This window comes from Collinsella sp. LCP19S3_A7 (assembly GCF_052121995.1).
Lineage (GTDB): Bacteria > Actinomycetota > Coriobacteriia > Coriobacteriales > Coriobacteriaceae > Collinsella.
Genome location: NZ_JBQKDE010000002.1, coordinates 126,492 through 141,596, shown reverse-complemented (window position 1 = coordinate 141,596; position 15,105 = coordinate 126,492). Strand labels below are relative to the sequence as shown.

12 protein-coding genes are annotated in these 15,105 nt (G+C 59.6%); 4 read left to right on the top strand and 8 right to left on the bottom strand.

The window, feature by feature from the left end; genetic code table 11:
- Window positions 1–6: 6 nt before the first annotated feature.
- Window positions 7–1,167 (bottom strand): FprA family A-type flavoprotein, encoded by a 1,161-nt coding sequence (locus ACTQV3_RS02015; RefSeq protein WP_441068444.1) that lies wholly within the window; start codon window positions 1,165–1,167, stop codon window positions 7–9.
- Window positions 1,168–1,296: 129 nt separating this feature from the next.
- Window positions 1,297–2,283 carry a LacI family DNA-binding transcriptional regulator gene (locus ACTQV3_RS02010; protein WP_154515200.1) on the bottom strand — a complete coding sequence of 329 codons (987 nt, stop codon included), beginning with the start codon at window positions 2,281–2,283 and terminating at the stop codon, window positions 1,297–1,299.
- A 383-nt stretch (window positions 2,284–2,666) separates the two neighbouring features.
- Here ACTQV3_RS02010 and ACTQV3_RS02005 point away from each other — a divergent pair, with 383 nt between their 5' ends.
- Window positions 2,667–3,872 carry a galactokinase gene (locus ACTQV3_RS02005; RefSeq protein WP_441068442.1) on the top strand — a complete coding sequence of 402 codons (1,206 nt, stop codon included), beginning with the start codon at window positions 2,667–2,669 and terminating at the stop codon, window positions 3,870–3,872.
- A complete protein-coding gene (locus tag ACTQV3_RS02000; protein ID WP_441068440.1) occupies window positions 3,863–5,491 on the top strand; it encodes a UDP-glucose--hexose-1-phosphate uridylyltransferase in 1,629 nt (542 codons plus the stop codon). Before ACTQV3_RS02005 ends, ACTQV3_RS02000 begins: the two co-directional genes overlap by 10 nt.
- A 269-nt stretch (window positions 5,492–5,760) precedes the next feature.
- On the opposite strand, the gene ACTQV3_RS01995 is transcribed toward ACTQV3_RS02000, so the two are convergent.
- The 6 genes from ACTQV3_RS01995 to ACTQV3_RS01970 form a co-directional block, all read right to left on the bottom strand.
- Window positions 5,761–6,696 (bottom strand): hexose kinase, encoded by a 936-nt coding sequence (locus ACTQV3_RS01995; protein ID WP_441068438.1) that lies wholly within the window; start codon window positions 6,694–6,696, stop codon window positions 5,761–5,763.
- 341 nt (window positions 6,697–7,037) lie between these two features.
- Entirely contained in the window at window positions 7,038–7,562 is a 525-nt protein-coding gene (lacB, locus tag ACTQV3_RS01990; protein WP_006234831.1) for a galactose-6-phosphate isomerase subunit LacB, read from the bottom strand.
- A gap of 63 nt (window positions 7,563–7,625) precedes the next feature.
- The gene (gene lacA / locus ACTQV3_RS01985; RefSeq protein ID WP_006234830.1) at window positions 7,626–8,054 is read right to left on the bottom strand and encodes a galactose-6-phosphate isomerase subunit LacA; all 429 of its coding nucleotides are present in this window, start codon (window positions 8,052–8,054) and stop codon (window positions 7,626–7,628) included.
- Window positions 8,055–8,364: 310 nt separating this feature from the next.
- Entirely contained in the window at window positions 8,365–9,375 is a 1,011-nt protein-coding gene (locus tag ACTQV3_RS01980; RefSeq protein ID WP_441068436.1) for a hypothetical protein, read from the bottom strand.
- Between the two features lie 411 nt (window positions 9,376–9,786).
- A complete protein-coding gene (locus ACTQV3_RS01975; protein WP_055252615.1) occupies window positions 9,787–10,125 on the bottom strand; it encodes a PTS lactose/cellobiose transporter subunit IIA in 339 nt (112 codons plus the stop codon).
- Between the two features lie 214 nt (window positions 10,126–10,339).
- Window positions 10,340–11,344, bottom strand: a complete 1,005-nt coding sequence (locus ACTQV3_RS01970; RefSeq protein ID WP_441068434.1) for a LacI family DNA-binding transcriptional regulator — start codon at window positions 11,342–11,344, stop codon at window positions 10,340–10,342.
- Between the two features lie 357 nt (window positions 11,345–11,701).
- Here ACTQV3_RS01970 and ACTQV3_RS01965 point away from each other — a divergent pair, with 357 nt between their 5' ends.
- Together ACTQV3_RS01965 and lacG are read left to right on the top strand one after the other, a co-directional pair.
- Window positions 11,702–13,477, top strand: a complete 1,776-nt coding sequence (locus ACTQV3_RS01965) for a PTS lactose transporter subunit IIBC (RefSeq protein WP_427718986.1) — start codon at window positions 11,702–11,704, stop codon at window positions 13,475–13,477.
- 66 nt (window positions 13,478–13,543) lie between these two features.
- Window positions 13,544–14,983, top strand: coding sequence for a 6-phospho-beta-galactosidase (gene lacG / locus ACTQV3_RS01960; protein ID WP_154514977.1), 1,440 nt, complete (start codon window positions 13,544–13,546; stop codon window positions 14,981–14,983).
- The last annotated feature ends 122 nt before the right edge of the window (window positions 14,984–15,105 follow it).

The window sequence follows — 15,105 nt, the reverse complement described above, 5'->3', positions numbered from 1 at the left end:
ATATCGCTACTTGGAAAGCTCGTCGGCGAGGGCCTCGATCTGGGTGCGCGATGTGTCGTTGAGCGATCCCAGCACGGTCACCTTGTTCTGCGCCAGGGTGATGTCCTTCATGCCCTCGAGCTCCTTGGTCATAACCTTGGCAGCGGTGGGCGCCCAGGAACCGGCCTCGACGAGCGCCACGGTGCGGTTCTGGTAGGCATGCTCGGCGAGCGTGTGGATAAAGGTGCTCATGAACGGGAAGATCTCGCCCTGATAGGTGATGGAGGCGAGCACCAGGCGGTCATAGCGGAACGCATCCTCAACGGCCTCGGCCATGTCGTCGCGAGCCAGGTCAAAGACGGAAACCTTCTGGCCGCGAGCCTCGAGCGCTGCGGCGAGCTCCTCGACGGCAGCCTTCAGATGTCCATACACACTCGCATAGGCAATCGTGATGCCCTCGTCCTCGGGCTGATAGCTCGACCAGGTGTTGTAGGTGTCGAGGTAATAGCCCAGATTCTCGGTAAGGACAGGACCGTGGAGCGGGCAGATGATCTGAATATCCAGATCGGCAGCCTTTTTGAGCACAGCCTGCACAAACTTGCCGAACTTACCGACGATGCCAAAGTAGTAGCGGCGAGCCTCGCAAGCCCAGCCCTCGGGATCCTCGATGTCGTTGGCGCCAAACTTGCCAAAGCCGTCGGCGCTAAAAAGCACCTTGTCGGTGGCCTCATAGGAGAAGAGTACCTCGGGCCAGTGAACATTGGGGGCGCCGATAAAGGTCAGGCTGTGGCCGCCCAGGTCGAGCACATCGCCCTCTTTGACAACCATTTTGCGCTCGGGGAAGTCGGTGCCAAAGTAGTTGACCATCATGCGGAAAGCACCCATGCTGGCCACAATCTGCGCCTGGGGATAGCGCTCCATAAAGGCGGCGATACCGGCGGAGTGATCAGGCTCCATATGATGGATGACCAGGTAGTCGGGCGTACGGCCATCGAGCGCGGCCTCGAGGTTGCCGAGCCACTCGTCGACAAAACCACCGTCGACCGAATCGGCGACAGCGATTTTATCGCCCAAGATAACGTAGCTGTTATATGCCATACCGTTCTCGGACACGTCGTACTGGCCCTCGAACAGGTCAATGTCGTGATCGTCGACGCCGATATAGCGGATATCCTTGGTGATCTCCATCAGGCAAAGCCTCCTAGATAGACAAAATAACTTGTCTATCATAGCACTTGGCAGCATTCCAACTGTTATCTGCCGGCATCCTTACCGATTGTTATTGAAATACGATAAATCGTCGTTTACCTGCGCAAACTATGAGCGTGGCATCGCCGTGCTATGTCGAATAATGAGCTGGCCGGGAATACGGATAGCAACGGTTTTGCCCGCCGTACCCGCCTCGGGAACCGCGTGCTCAAACACCTCGCGTCCACGCTGATGTAAATCGAACCGAACGGTCGTGAGCTCGTTATGCGCGACAAAGTCGTCGAGCGAATCGTCGACGCCCACCACGCTTACGTCCTCGGGCACGCGCAGGCCGCTATCACGCAGCGCGGCAATCGCGCCATTTGCCATCTGATCGTTTGCCGCATAAATCGCCGTCATGGTGCGATCGTGCTCGGCCAGGTACCTGCCGGCCTCGTAGCCGCTGTTGGCAGACCAGTCGCCCTCGAGCGGCGCCTGCGGCTTAATGTGCTTATGCTCGAGCGCATCCTGCCAGCCGGCGCGACGAAATTGCTCGTCGACCGAGAACGACGGGCCGCCAATATAGCGAATTTGCTCGTGCCCCAGCTCAAACAGATGATCCATAAGCAAGAGCGAGCAGCCGTAATGGTCGGAATCGACCGTGGTCACCCGCGGGTGCGCGTACATGGTAACAATAACCGTGCCAATGCCCGGCAGCGGATCAAACGTCTCAAAATCGGGCGCCATGCGGCTCATGCCGATGATGATGCCGTCCACCGGCAGCGCAGCCATACGACGCGTGGCCTCGGCAAGCGAAAACTCCTCGGTCTTGGACATCTCGACCAGCGTGATGGCGCAATTATGCTCGCGAGCAGCGCTGGCGATGCCGTCGATCATTGAGAGGTTGCCAAACTTGGTGATATCGTTGACGCACAGACCGACCGAATGGTAACGGCCGTCGCGCAGCGAGCGTCCGGCATAACTCGGACGAAAACCGAGCTCTTGCATAGCGGCCTGCACGCGCTGGCGCGTCTGCTCGTTAACGTTGGGCAAGCCGTTGGCGACGCGCGAAACCGTCTGCTGCGAAACACCGGCAGCGCGGGCGACGTCGGCCATGGAGACCGGACGCGTACCTGTATCGTTGGACGAGTGCCTTGCCACAGAATCACCTTCACCCTTGCGAGATCTGAATAGCGTGCATGCCGACCCAGGCAGAAACACACCCCGCGCCGAAGCCCGCTATCGTCGGACGCATGTTAACGTACTCTACTTTTTCTATCTGCATCTCTTCTGCTTTATAAGTCCATACGGCGGTACCGTTCACGGCTGTAATTCTACCGACTACCGGATTCTCAAAAAGTGGCAAGCGTTGTGTTATGAGTACGTTAACATAGCCCGTAACGTGCGGCATCGTGAACACTTGGTTCATGCCGCTTCAAGTTGTTAACGTACTCATAGCGACGCAAAACTCACCCGTGCGCGCCAAGGAAAGGACTCCCATGACCACCCCCGACGAAAAGACACTCACCATGCTCACCAGACTGTTTGAGGAGGAGTTTGGACCCATCGGCGACCGCCAGGTGCTCTACGTGCACGCACCCGGCCGTTCTGAGATCAGCGGCAATCACACCGATCACGAGGGCGGCCATGTTATCGCCGGCTCGCTCGATGTCGCCGTTGACGGTATCGCCGTGGCAACCGACTCCAACAAGATCCGCGTCGCCGACGAGGGCTATCCTACCTTTGAGATCACGCTCGATACGCTAGATGTTCAGGAGTCCGAGAAGGGCACGTCCGCGAGCCTCGTCCGCGGTATGGCCCACGAAATCGCTGCTCTGGGTGTTGAGCCCCAGGGCTTCGACTTCGCCTTCACCTGCTCCGTTCCCTCGGGCGGCGGTCTTTCGAGCTCCGCTGCTGTCGAGGCGGCGTACGGTCGTGCCATGGAGGCGCTCTGGGGCGCACCCGCCATCGAGCCCGTCGCGCTCGCCCAGATGAGCCAGCGCACCGAGAACAACTACTATGGCAAGCCCTGCGGTCTTATGGACCAGGCCGCCGTTTGCTTGGGCGGCCTCGCCTACATGGACTTTGAGGACCAGGCTCAGCCTAAAACCCAGAAGCTCGAACTCAACTTTGAGGATCACGGCTATGCGCTCGTGCTCGTTAAGGTTGGCGCCGACCATGTGGCAGCTACCGACGACTACGCCGCCGTTCCGCGCGAGATGCAGGACGTCGCCGCCGAGTTTGGCAAGACACGCCTGTGCGAGGTAAACGTGGCGGATTTTGACGCCAAGCTCCCTGAGCTACGCGCCAAGCTGGGCGACCGTGCCTGCCTGCGCTCCGTTCACTACTGGTATGAGAACGGCCTGGTCGATAAGCGCTGGGCAGCCCTTAGCGCCGGCGACATCGACCAGTTCCTAGTCCTGACGCGCGAGTCCGGTGCCAGCTCCGCCATGTACCTGCAGAATGTCGTCGCCAAACTGGGCTCCGAGCAACCTTCCATGTATGCCTTGGCGCTGGCCGAGCATGTGCTCGACGGCCGCGGCGCCGTCCGTATCCACGGCGGCGGCTTTGGTGGCACTATCCAGGCCTTTGTGCCACTCGATCTTGTCGACACCTTCATCATCAAGATGAACGGCTGGCTGGGCGAGGGCTCTGCCCGCCACTACGCAATTTCTGACAAGGGGGCTTACGCGGCATGGCTGTAATGACTGATGCGCGCGAGGCCGCGCAGGGCCTGATTGAGTATGCCATCCATCGATCCATGATCGGACAGGATGACCGCATCTGGGCCTACAACACCATTCTCGAGTGCATCGGCGCCTCGGGTCCTGCGCTCGACATGGCTTGGGCGATGCAGAACGAGAAGCTCTCGCTCTTGCACCCCGATACGCTCCCCAATTTTGACCTGGAGGGCACGCTTGCCGCGCTTTCCGAGGACGCCGTTGCCAACGGCGCTGCCGAGGACACGGCGTCGGGCCGCGACCGCATCGCCATGCGCATCATGGGCGCGCTCATGCCGAGGCCTTCGGTTGTAAACGAGGAGTTCAACGGACGCATGGGCGTCAACGAGCCCCGCGCCGCGACCGACTGGTTCTATGGTCTGTGCTGTGACGCCGGTTACGTGCGCCGCGCCGCCATCGCGCGCAATATCAAATGGAGCACCCCCACCAACTGGGGCGACCTGGAAATCACCATTAACCTGTCGAAGCCCGAGAAGGACCCGCGCGACATTGCCGCGGCCGGCGCCGCAAAGAACACGGGCGAGAAGTATCCCGCCTGTCAACTGTGCATCGAGAACGAGGGCTACCCTGGACGCTCCGCCGCAGCCGACGGCGGCGCCCATCCCGCTCGCCAGAACCTGCGCGTTATCCCCATCCAGCTCAACGGCGAGCGCTGGGGCTTCCAGTACAGTCCGTACGCGTACTTTAACGAGCACTGCATTGCTATGAGCTCCGAGCATCGCCCGATGCACGTCGACCGTAAGGGACTGACCTGCCTGTTCGATTTTGTGGACCTGTTCCCGCACTACTTTATTGGCTCCAACGCCGACCTGCCCATCGTGGGCGGCTCGATTCTGTCGCACGACCACTTCCAGGGCGGCGCGCACGAGTTCCCCATGATGCATGCCGCCGAGGTCTCGCAGTTTAACGTGCCCGGCTTTGACCAGGTCAGCGGCACCGTGTTGCAGTGGCCGCTCTCGGTGCTGAGACTGCGCTCGCACGACCGCGCCCAGCTGCTCGACGCCGCCGAGAAGATTATCCTCGCCTGGCGCGAGTGGACCGATGAGTCTGTGGGCGTCATCGCGCACACAGCCGACGGCGTGGCGCATAACACTGTGACGCCCGTCATCCGCCGCGTCGACTCTCGCGGCAATGCCGGCGGCGAGATCTACGAGGCCTACCTGGCGCTTCGCTGCAACATCACAACCGACGAGCATCCGCTGGGCGTATTTCACCCGCATGCCGAGTACCACCATATTAAGAAGGAGAACATCGGCCTGATCGAGGTCATGGGCCTGGCCATTTTGCCGCCGCGCCTGGTTCCCGAGCTCGGCGCTGTCCGCGAGCACCTGCTGGCGGCCAAGGTCGATGCCAGCTACGATCTTGCCGGCGCGCTCGAGGGCGACGACCTTTGCCGCAGCCACGCCGCATGGGCCGAGGACGTCTTTGCCCGCCGCGCCGACGAGCTTACGGCGGATAGCGCCATCGACATCCTGCACGAGGAGGTCGGCATGGTGTTTGGCCACGTGCTCGACAACGCCGGCGTCTTTAAATGGGACGAAGCCGGTCGCGCCGCCCAGCAGCGCTTCATTGACTCGCTGTAATGATCCCTTGGGGACGGAGGAAAACGGATCATTTCGTCTTCAAGACAACGGCGCCCGCCGGCAACATCGCCGGCGGGCGCCGTTTTTGGTGCAAGGGCAGCTAATTTGGGACGGGGCTATTTTGACTACATTGCATCTAGAAGTAGTCAAAATAGCCCCGTCCCAAATTAGCTGCCTCTCATGAGAGTGGAAAATCTCCCACTCTAAGCCCGCTTGCGAGCCCAAAATGGGAGATTATCCACTCTCGTTTTGTTCGGTACGCCGTAACTCTAAAGTTCGGTTACCTCTACGCTGTTGTAGACCTCGTCCCAGCGGTCCATGACCAGGTGGCCGGTCTTGGGATCCATGGCGTTGAGCTTGCCGCAGGTATTGGCGGTCTTGAGCACCGTGACGTCGTCGGCGCCAGCAGCAATGGCATGCGCAAAACCGGCGATGGTCGAGTCGCCGGAACCCGTCGCGTTTACAGCCGCAATCGCGGGCGTCTTGGCGCGGAACGCGCGGCCCTCATGGAATCCTACCGAACCGGCAGCGCCCATCGAAACGACGACCCAGGGAATACCGGCAAAACGGTCATCGGCGGCGAGCGCTTCGCGCAGGGCATCGACATCATCAGTCGTAAAGGACGTACCCAGCAGGCCGTTAATCTCGGTCAGGTTGGGCTTTACGAGCTCAGGCTTAGCGTCGGACTCCAGCGCGGCCTCCAGCGATGCACCCGAGGTGTCGAGTAGCACCTTGGCGCCCGCCCCTTCGGCGATCTTGACGAGCTCGGCATAGTAGCCGGCATCGACGCCGCGCGGCAGCGAGCCCGAAAGCGTCACAACGTCCGCCTTCGCTGCAAGCTCGGCGAACTTGGCCGTAAAGGCCTCGAGCTCGGTCGGGGCGATCTGCGGGCCGCTCTCCAGCAGCTCGGTCTGATTACCCTCGTGCAGAATATTCAGGCAAATGCGCGTCTCGCCGGCAATGGGTACAAAGTCGTTCTTGACGCCGTCGGCATCCATGAGCTCGGCCATATAGGCACCCATGTGACCGCCAAGCAGGCCAGTCGCGAGCACGTCGTCGCCCAGCTGCAGCAGCACGCGGCTCACGTTGAGGCCCTTGCCGCCAGCGGTCTTTTCGGGCGTCACCCGGTTAACATCGTCGATGACCAGCTTATCGAGCTGATAGCGCGTATCAATCGACGGGTTCATGGTAACAGTCAGAATCATATTGAACTCCTGTTTAGAAAACCGGCCCGCGCCCCATCACAGAAACGCGAGCCGTCAATTAAAAAGCTGCAGAATGCCGGGTCCGTCAAAATCAAAGCACACAAGCTCAGCAAGCAAACGTGTTATCGGAGCAGCTTACCGAACCAGAAAGCTTCGCAACAACAGGAGCAACCCCGCAGGTACCCCCAACGTCAGCGAGAAGCCAGCTGGCGAGGCAAGGTGCCGTGAAGCGAGGCGGCATTGACCTTCTGGTCATGCCGTCGAAGCTGAACGGCAGATTGCCCGCCAGATGGCTTCGCAGCGTCGGCCGGTCCGGCGTTCGGCAGAACGCCGGAATCTCCTTAGTCGTGGTATTCGCCGCGGTCCCACTTCTCGAGGAACTCGTCAAAGAAGTGTGGGTCAGCCTGAGCCTCGGCGTCGGCCTTATTGCAGGCATCGATCTTGGCGATCAGGGCATCGTGCTCGGGGGTCTTCTCGTAAGGCTCCTCCAGGAAGGCAAGCATGATGTCGGCCATCAGGAACTCGCCGGTGATCTTGCCACCAAAGCCCACGATGTTGGCGTTGAGCTCACGACGGGCATACAGGGCAGAGGTCATGTCGCGAACCAGGGCGCAGCGGGCGCCGGGAACCTTGTTGACGGCGTTGGTGATGCCGATGCCGGTGCCGCACAGGGCCACGCCAAAGTCGGCCTTGCCGCTGGCAACAGCCTCGCCCACGGCCTTGCCGTAGATGGGATAGTGCGTACGGGTGTGGCTGTAGGTGCCGCAGTCGAGCACCTTGTAGCCAGCCTGCTCCAGGCGGTCGGCCAGATAGATCTTCTCGTCCGTAACGATATGGTCGCAACCGATTGCGATGGTCTTCTTCATCAGAACGTCCTTTCGTCTGAATTCACAAGTTGAGGTAGAAGTTCGAGTTCTCGGTGGCTCTCGTTAGGCCATCTTGTTGAGCATGTCGACACGGATCTGGTGACGGCCGCCGGCGTACTGTGCACGCAGGAACTCGCGGGCGATCTTCTTGGCGACCTCGGTGCCCACAACGCCCGGGCCCATGGTGACCATGCGCGAGCCGTTGTGCTCGCGGGTCATGTAGGCGGAACGCTCGTCGGAAATGTTAGCGACGACCATGCCCTTGATCTTGACGGCGGCCATATAGGAGCCGACACCGTATTTATCGAATGCGAAGCCCTGGGAATCCTTGTGCTCCAGCAGGTCCTTGGCAACGGCGGTAGCGGAATCGACAAAGTCCGCGGCAGGGGTCTCGGAATAGTCGACGACCTCGTGACCATCGGCGATGAGCATCTCCTTGATGGATTCCTTCATCGACATGCCGTCGGCATCGGAAGCGATTACAACCCTCATGACATCCTCCTTGAGAGATACGCAGGTGCGTAGTTTCTGTTTGGAAGTGTTGAATCTCGTTCAGGTCCGGGCATCTGAATGTGCGATTCTTCACTGTTCATGTTTATTTGAACACATTCGAACAGTAACTGCAACAACTATTTGTTTATCTTTGTTCTTTTTTGAACAAATACCGTTCACGGATGATTGCTGACCGTTTGGACCGGACGCGGGCGTAGCGACCATGTGTTCAACAAACAAAAGGGCGGCCGAGAACGTGTCTCGGCCGCCCTTCGGCGGTATGCCCCGGTATATACAGCTGTTTTAGCTACTAGGACTGGCCGCCCTTCTTGGCATGCTTGGACGGAGTGCCCAGAAAGCGGCCCGTCAAATAATTCGTCGGCCCGGAAATATCAATCCCCAGCAGTGTGTGCCCCAGCCACAAAAACGCCGCGAGCACCAGCAATGGGATAACGCACGAGGTCACTATCATCACAATGACGCCTTCGATCAGATCGGTCACCTGCTGCACAATCTCATCGGTCATCTGCTTGGCGCCGCTGGTCACCGTCGTGACGAGACCCGAGGCACCGTCGGCAAGCTGTTCAAGCACGTTCTTGGACTCTGCGGACTCAGTCTTTTTCTTGTTTGCTTTGGAGCTATCGCTATCTGTCGCACTCGCAGCGTCAGTCGCCTTTTGCTCGGCCGCCTCGATGCTCACTCGATACGTTTCATCAACCTTCTGCGACACCCATACGCTCGCGGGCACCAACACCATGCTAATGATGGCGACCACCAGCACACGCGTTGCCACGCGACGAATGACCGTGCTCGTGCTCCAGCGTCCGTGAATGCCAAGCGACGCTGCAAAGAGCACCAGCGCAAACGGGATCAGGATGCCCAGGCCAACCGACCACAAAATCGTGAGTAAATATTTCTCTAGGTATAGCACGGCAAGCACGATACCAAGATTACCCGAAAGCTGTGCGAGCTGCTCGGCAACCGGCGTTCCCGTATCGCCCGGCAGCGCAGTGATACCCGCAGATAGGGCGACGCACGAGGTCGTGAGCGCCAATACATTGCCCTTCTTTTGATCGATGACCTCGATGGTAGAGTTCCAAGTCTTGGTATCGGCAAAATGCGGACGAGCCACAAACCCCGACAGCAGCGCCAGTGCCACGAGCGCAACGATGAGGCCAATCTGCAGTTTTTTGTTTGCGCACACGACATCGGATAGGCTGGGCTGCAGCTCGGTCACCGTTGTTTGCTCGGTTATCTGGACAGGACGCCCATGAGCCATCTCGCTCGCGTCTCTCTTTTGAATCGATCCGTTGTCCGGCATTTGGATACCTCCTCATTCCGGCCTGTATTGCGGATGGAAGTATACCCACCCAGCGAAAAACCGAACGGCAAGAGGCGCAACAGACTGCTGCATGACCTGCCCGCCATGAAATGGGCCCATCTACTACGTTTAACTGCCCATCCCCGACCATGCCCCGTGGCGTAAAAACAAAACCACAGGTAGAACACCTGCAGTTTTTCATGAAACGCAGGTGTGTTCGGGGGCACCGGGTTAAACGTAGTAGATGGTCCAGTTTCGTGGCGACGCTGCCAACCGATCCCCTGGGGACGGAGGAGAACGGATCATTTTGGGCCGTCAGCCCCTATTTCACCGCAACTTGGAGGAGAACAGAAAAAGCCCTGCTGCGGGTGGCGGCAGGACTTTTGGAAGGGGCTTGGTTGTGAGGGCTCGTTAGGCGAGCTTGGCCTCGAGCTCGGCGATGCGCTTGTAGGCATCGATGGTAAAGCGGGCCTGCTTCTCCAAGATCATAGTGGTCATGAGAGTGTCCTGAGCGTGAGCCATGATGAAGGTCATCTCCATCTCGCCGCCGCCGGCCTCCTGCGAAAGCAGCTTGGTCTGCGTGTCGTGGGCGCCGATAAGTGCATCGCTGGCATCCTTGTGCAGCTGTTCGGCCTTCTCAAAGTCACCCTCGCGAGCAGCATCGAGCGCTGCAAGCAGATCGGTCTGGGCGTCACCTGCGTATGCGACAATCTCGAATCCAACCATCGAGATTTCTTCTTTGGTTGCCATATTGCGTTCCTTTCACATATGAACCAATGGAGAGCATCGCGTCCGGGCATCCGCGCTGCGCTGTGTATGACAGAAACATTAACATTCAAACAATAAAGAACAATACAAAACGTAATTTCGAGCTATGAACGGTCACTTTTAACCCGCGAACGGTTTCCAAACCATTTCGAACAATATCAAACATGATTAACGGAAACCCAAACAGGACCGCGCCCTAACGCAAATCGCGCACCGTATCGCCCTCTACGAGCACGCCGGGGATCAGCATGTGCTCCACGCCAGACGCAACTCCCTCGGCGCCGGCGATCTTGTCGACTGCCCACATGCCGACACGCTTGTTGTCAAAGCGCACGGTGGTCAGGCGACGATCGGGCACGATGTCGCCCAGACTATCATCAACCCCCACCACGCTCACGTCCTCGGGCACACGCCTTCCGCGCGACTCGAGTCCGCGAATGCAGCCGTAGGCCATGGCGTCATTGGAGGCATAGATGGCAGTACAGGTCGGATCGTCCGCCAGAGCCTGGCCTGCGGCATATCCACTCCGCGCCGTCCAGTCGCCACGGATGAGTCGCGGCAGCTCAATACCATGCGCGCGCAATGTCTCGCGCCAGCCCTCCTCGCGCTGCATGCCCGAAAGCGAGCGTTCGGGACACGAGATAAAGTGCACGGTCTTGTGCCCCTGCCCCAGCAAGTACTCGACAACCTGGCGCGAGCAATCGAACTGATCGTTATCGACCGTCGAGCACAGCGGGTGCTCCAGCATGGTAACGAGCACCGTCTGCATACCAGGCAGCGGCTCAAAGGTGCCAAAGTCCGCCGGCATGCGATTCATGATCACAACCATGCCATCCACCGGCAGTGCGCTCATGCGCGACGATGCGCTCTCGAGGGTATACGGATGTCCATCTACTTTAGTGAGGGTAATGGCGTAGCCGTGCTTATCGGCGGCGGCGGCAAAGCCCTCCATACGGTCGAGGTTGCCGGTACCGGTAATGTTGAACATGGCGACGCCGACGGTCTTAAACTTGCCGCGGCGCAGCGATCGACCGGCAAAATTGGGGCGATACCCCAGCTCGCGCATGGCGGCACGCACGCGCTCCTTGGTCTCGGGGCGCACGCTGGGCGAATCGCGGACGGTGCGCGAGACCGTCTGTTCTGAGACGCCCGCGAGGCGCGCCACATCCTTAACGGAAACCGATTTTTTAACAGCGGTCATAGGTCGATCTTTCTATGTCAACGATGCCATTGGTGGCACCCTACGCAGTCAAATGAAACGTCTTCAAGTATATCTAACGCCTCCCCCACCATACGCTCACCACCCAAAACCTACCGTTCACCGACATTTTTGCTTCCCCGAACGGCTTTTATCGCCCAAATGTTAACGTTGCCATTGTGCAAACACAGAGCCACCGGGCGGCTCAAACGTTTACGCGCAAGAAATCGTCGGTCCGCAGGCACAGGGGCCATCGGTTCGCATCTTATTTTGTGTCACAAAATGGCAACGTCAACATTTTGGCAACCAAACGTCAAAAGCTACCATCGTTGCTAACCCACCGACTCTTAGGAGCTTTGCATGGAGCAACTCATCGCCACCATCGAAAAGGGCCAGCCCTTTTTCAACGCGATCGCCCGCAACAAGTACCTCAAGGCGATCCGCGACGGTTTTATCTCCGTCATCCCCATCATCATCTTCTCGTCCATCTTCTGCCTGGTAGCCTCGGTCCCCAACATCTGGGGTTTCTACTGGCCCGATGACATCAACAACGCCCTGTGGAAGTGCTACAACTACTCCATGGGCATCCTGGCCATCGCCTGCGCCGCTACCACGGCCAAGCATTTCGCCGACGCCCAGAACCGCGATCTGCCCAAGAATAACCAGATCAACTTTATCTCGTGCATGTGCGCGGCCATCATCGGCTTCTTGCTCCTTTCGAGCGACACCATCGCCACGGATGCCGCCAGTGGCTTCAACACCACCTACCTTGGTTCCAAGGGCCTACTGACCGCCTTCATCGCTGCGTTTGTGACCGGCATCATCTACAAGTTCTTTATCAAGCGCAACATCACCGTCAAGATGCCCGAGCAGGTTCCGCCCAACATCTCGCAGACCTTTAAGGACATCATCCCCTTCTCCGTCTGCATCACCGTCTTTTGGGTCTTTGACATCGTCTTCCGCGCTGCCTTTGGCTTCTGCTTTGCCCAGGGCGTCATCCAGGTGTTCCAGCCCCTGTTCACCGCTGCCGACGGCTACATCGGCCTTGCTGTGATTTACGGCGCCATGAGCCTGTTCTGGTTCGTGGGCGTCCACGGCCCCTCGATCGTCGAGCCCGCCATCGCCGCCGCCCTCGTTTCCAACATGACCGACAACCTGGCTGCGTTCCAGGCCGGCCAGCACGCTTCCGCTGTCCTGACCCAGGGTGCCCAGTACTTCGTCGTCTGCATGGGCGGCACCGGCGCCACGCTCGTCCTGGTCTTTATGTTCTGCTTCCTGGCCAAGTCCCAGGAGATGCGCGCTGTCGGTAAGGCCGCCATCGTCCCCGTGTGCTTTGCCGTCAACGAGCCGCTGCTGTTCGCCGCGCCTATCGTGCTCAACCCCGTCTTCTTTGTCCCGTTTGTCTTTGCCCCGATCGCCAACATCTGGATCCTCAAGATCTTTATCGACTTCTTGGGCATGAACGGCTTTATGTACACCCTGCCTTGGACCGTCCCCGGCCCCATCGGCACCATCATGGGCCTGGGCTTCCAGCCGCTCGCCTTTGTGATGCTCGCCCTTATCCTGGTCGTCGACTTCGTTCTGTACTATCCGTTCTTCCGTGCCTATGACGCCCAGAAGTGCGCCGAGGAGGCCGAGATTTCCCAGGAAGAGCTCGCCGCCAAGAACGCCGAGAAGGCCGCCAAGCTCAACGATGCCTTCCAGGGCAAGGCCGACGCCAAGAGCGTTGCCGCCGGCGCTGCTGCCGAGGCCGTGGAAGCCGGCGCTCCCGCCGCTTCCGCAGCACCCGCTGCCGAGGCAACGGCCACCAGCGACCTCAACGGCAAACGCGTGCTCGTGCTCTGCCAGGGTGGCGGTACCTCGGGCCTGCTCGCCAACGCGCTGGCCAAGGCCGCCAAGGAGCGCGGCATCAATCTTGAAACCGCTGCCGAGGCCTATGGCAACCACGTGGACATGCTCCCCGACTTCGATCTGGTCGTCCTGGCCCCGCAAGCCGCAAGCTACCTGGCCGACCTGCAGAAGGACTGCGAGCGCGTGGGCAACAAGTGCGTCGCCTGCCGCGGTAAGCAGTACATTGAGCTTTCCCAGAACGGCGATAAGTCTCTCGCCTTCGTAAGCGAGCAACTCTCGAAGTAAGTAACGCACAGGGCCAGCCGACCATCCAAGACCGGCTGGCCCTTCGATTTAGACGATTGGATCATCATGTCCGTTAACCCTGCTAGCGTCACCAACCCGCCTGCGCAGTTTCCCGAGGACTTTGTCTTTGGCGGCGCCACTGCTGCCTACCAGGTAGAGGGCGAGACCCGCACCCACGGTAAAGGCAAGGTTGCCTGGGACGACTTCCTGGAGGCCCAGGGGCGCTTTTCCCCCGATCCCGCTTCGGACTTCTACAACCAGTACCCCGTCGATCTGGAGCTGTGCGAGGAGTTCGGCATCAACGGCATTCGCCTCTCCATTGCCTGGAGCCGTATCTTCCCCAACGGCACCGGCGAGATCAACCCCGAGGGCGTGCAGTTCTACCACGATCTCTTCGCCGAGTGCCACAAGCACCACGTTGAGCCGTTTGTCACGCTGCATCACTTCGACACGCCGCTTGCCCTCTTTGAGAAGGGCGACTTCCTCAACCGCGAGACCATCGATGCCTTTGTGGACTTTGCCACCTTCTGCTTTAAGGAGTACGCCGACCAGGTGACCTACTGGTTCACCTTTAACGAGATTTGGGCCGATGCCTCCAACACCTACATCGAGGGCACCTTCCCCGGCGGCGTCAAGGCGCATCTGGCCGAGGCTTTCCAGTGCGAGCACAACATGATGCTCGCCCACGCCAAGGCCGTACTGGCCTTCCACAACGGCGGTTTTAAGGGCAAGATCGGCGTCATTCAGTCGTTGGAGTTTAAGTATCCGCTCAACGAGAACGACCCCGCCGACATCAAAGCCGCCAACAACGAGCACGTGTTGCAGAACCAGTTCTTGCTCGACGCCACCTTCCGCGGCGACTACGCGCCCGACACCCTCGAGTGCGCTAACCGTCTGGCTGCCGTCTCGGGCGGCACCATCGAGATCCTGGACGAGGACCTCGAGATTATGCGCGAGGCCGCGCTCTACAACGACTACCTGGGCGTCAACAACTACCAGTGCCGCTTCTTGAAGGCTTACGACGGCGAGAACGACCTGCACCACAACGGTACGGGCGAGAAGGGCACCGGCCGCTGGCGCGTTAAGGGTATTGGCGAGCACGTGAACAAGCCTGGCATCCCCACCACCGACTGGGACTGGATCATCTATCCCGAGGGCCTGTTCGATCTGCTCGTCTACATTAAGCAGCGCTACCCCAACTACAAGCAGATCTTCATTACAGAAAACGGCATGGGCTACAAGGATCCCTACAAGGACGGTTTTGTGGACGACCAGCCGCGCATCGACTACATCGAGCAGCACTTGCGCTGGCTGCTCAAGGCCATGGAGGTGGGCGTCAACGTGGGCGGCTACTTCCTGTGGAGTCTGCAGGATCAGTTCTCCTGGACCAATGGTTACAACAAGCGCTATGGCTTCTTCTACGTTGACTTTGAAACCCAGAAGCGCACGCCCAAGGCAAGCGCCTACTGGTACAAGCACGTGGCGCAGACCCGTCGTCTGGACTAGCGGCTGGCGACCAGCGGAATTGCCCCGCTCACATAACCTGTCCCCATTTCTCAGCCGGGGGTGGCACGTCACACGGCGCGCCGCCCCCGGCCTTTTGTTTTTGTTCGGCTGGGGGGCCGTTT

Excerpts from the sequence above, each read along its gene's own strand:
- ACTQV3_RS02005 (WP_441068442.1), top strand. The coding sequence starts at position 2,667 with ATGACCACCCCCGACGAAAAGACACTCACCATGCTCACCAGACTGTTT.
- ACTQV3_RS01965 (WP_427718986.1), top strand. The coding sequence starts at position 11,702 with ATGGAGCAACTCATCGCCACCATCGAAAAGGGCCAGCCCTTTTTCAAC.
- ACTQV3_RS01975 (WP_055252615.1), bottom strand. The coding sequence starts at position 10,125 with ATGGCAACCAAAGAAGAAATCTCGATGGTTGGATTCGAGATTGTCGCA.
- lacB (WP_006234831.1), bottom strand. The coding sequence starts at position 7,562 with ATGAAGAAGACCATCGCAATCGGTTGCGACCATATCGTTACGGACGAG.
- lacG (WP_154514977.1), top strand. The coding sequence starts at position 13,544 with ATGTCCGTTAACCCTGCTAGCGTCACCAACCCGCCTGCGCAGTTTCCC.
- ACTQV3_RS01980 (WP_441068436.1), bottom strand. The coding sequence starts at position 9,375 with ATGCCGGACAACGGATCGATTCAAAAGAGAGACGCGAGCGAGATGGCT.
- ACTQV3_RS01970 (WP_441068434.1), bottom strand. The coding sequence starts at position 11,344 with ATGACCGCTGTTAAAAAATCGGTTTCCGTTAAGGATGTGGCGCGCCTC.
- ACTQV3_RS02010 (WP_154515200.1), bottom strand. The coding sequence starts at position 2,283 with ATGGCCGACGTCGCCCGCGCTGCCGGTGTTTCGCAGCAGACGGTTTCG.
- lacA (WP_006234830.1), bottom strand. The coding sequence starts at position 8,054 with ATGAGGGTTGTAATCGCTTCCGATGCCGACGGCATGTCGATGAAGGAA.
- ACTQV3_RS01995 (WP_441068438.1), bottom strand. The coding sequence starts at position 6,696 with ATGATTCTGACTGTTACCATGAACCCGTCGATTGATACGCGCTATCAG.
- ACTQV3_RS02000 (WP_441068440.1), top strand. The coding sequence starts at position 3,863 with ATGGCTGTAATGACTGATGCGCGCGAGGCCGCGCAGGGCCTGATTGAG.
- ACTQV3_RS02015 (WP_441068444.1), bottom strand. The coding sequence starts at position 1,167 with ATGGAGATCACCAAGGATATCCGCTATATCGGCGTCGACGATCACGAC.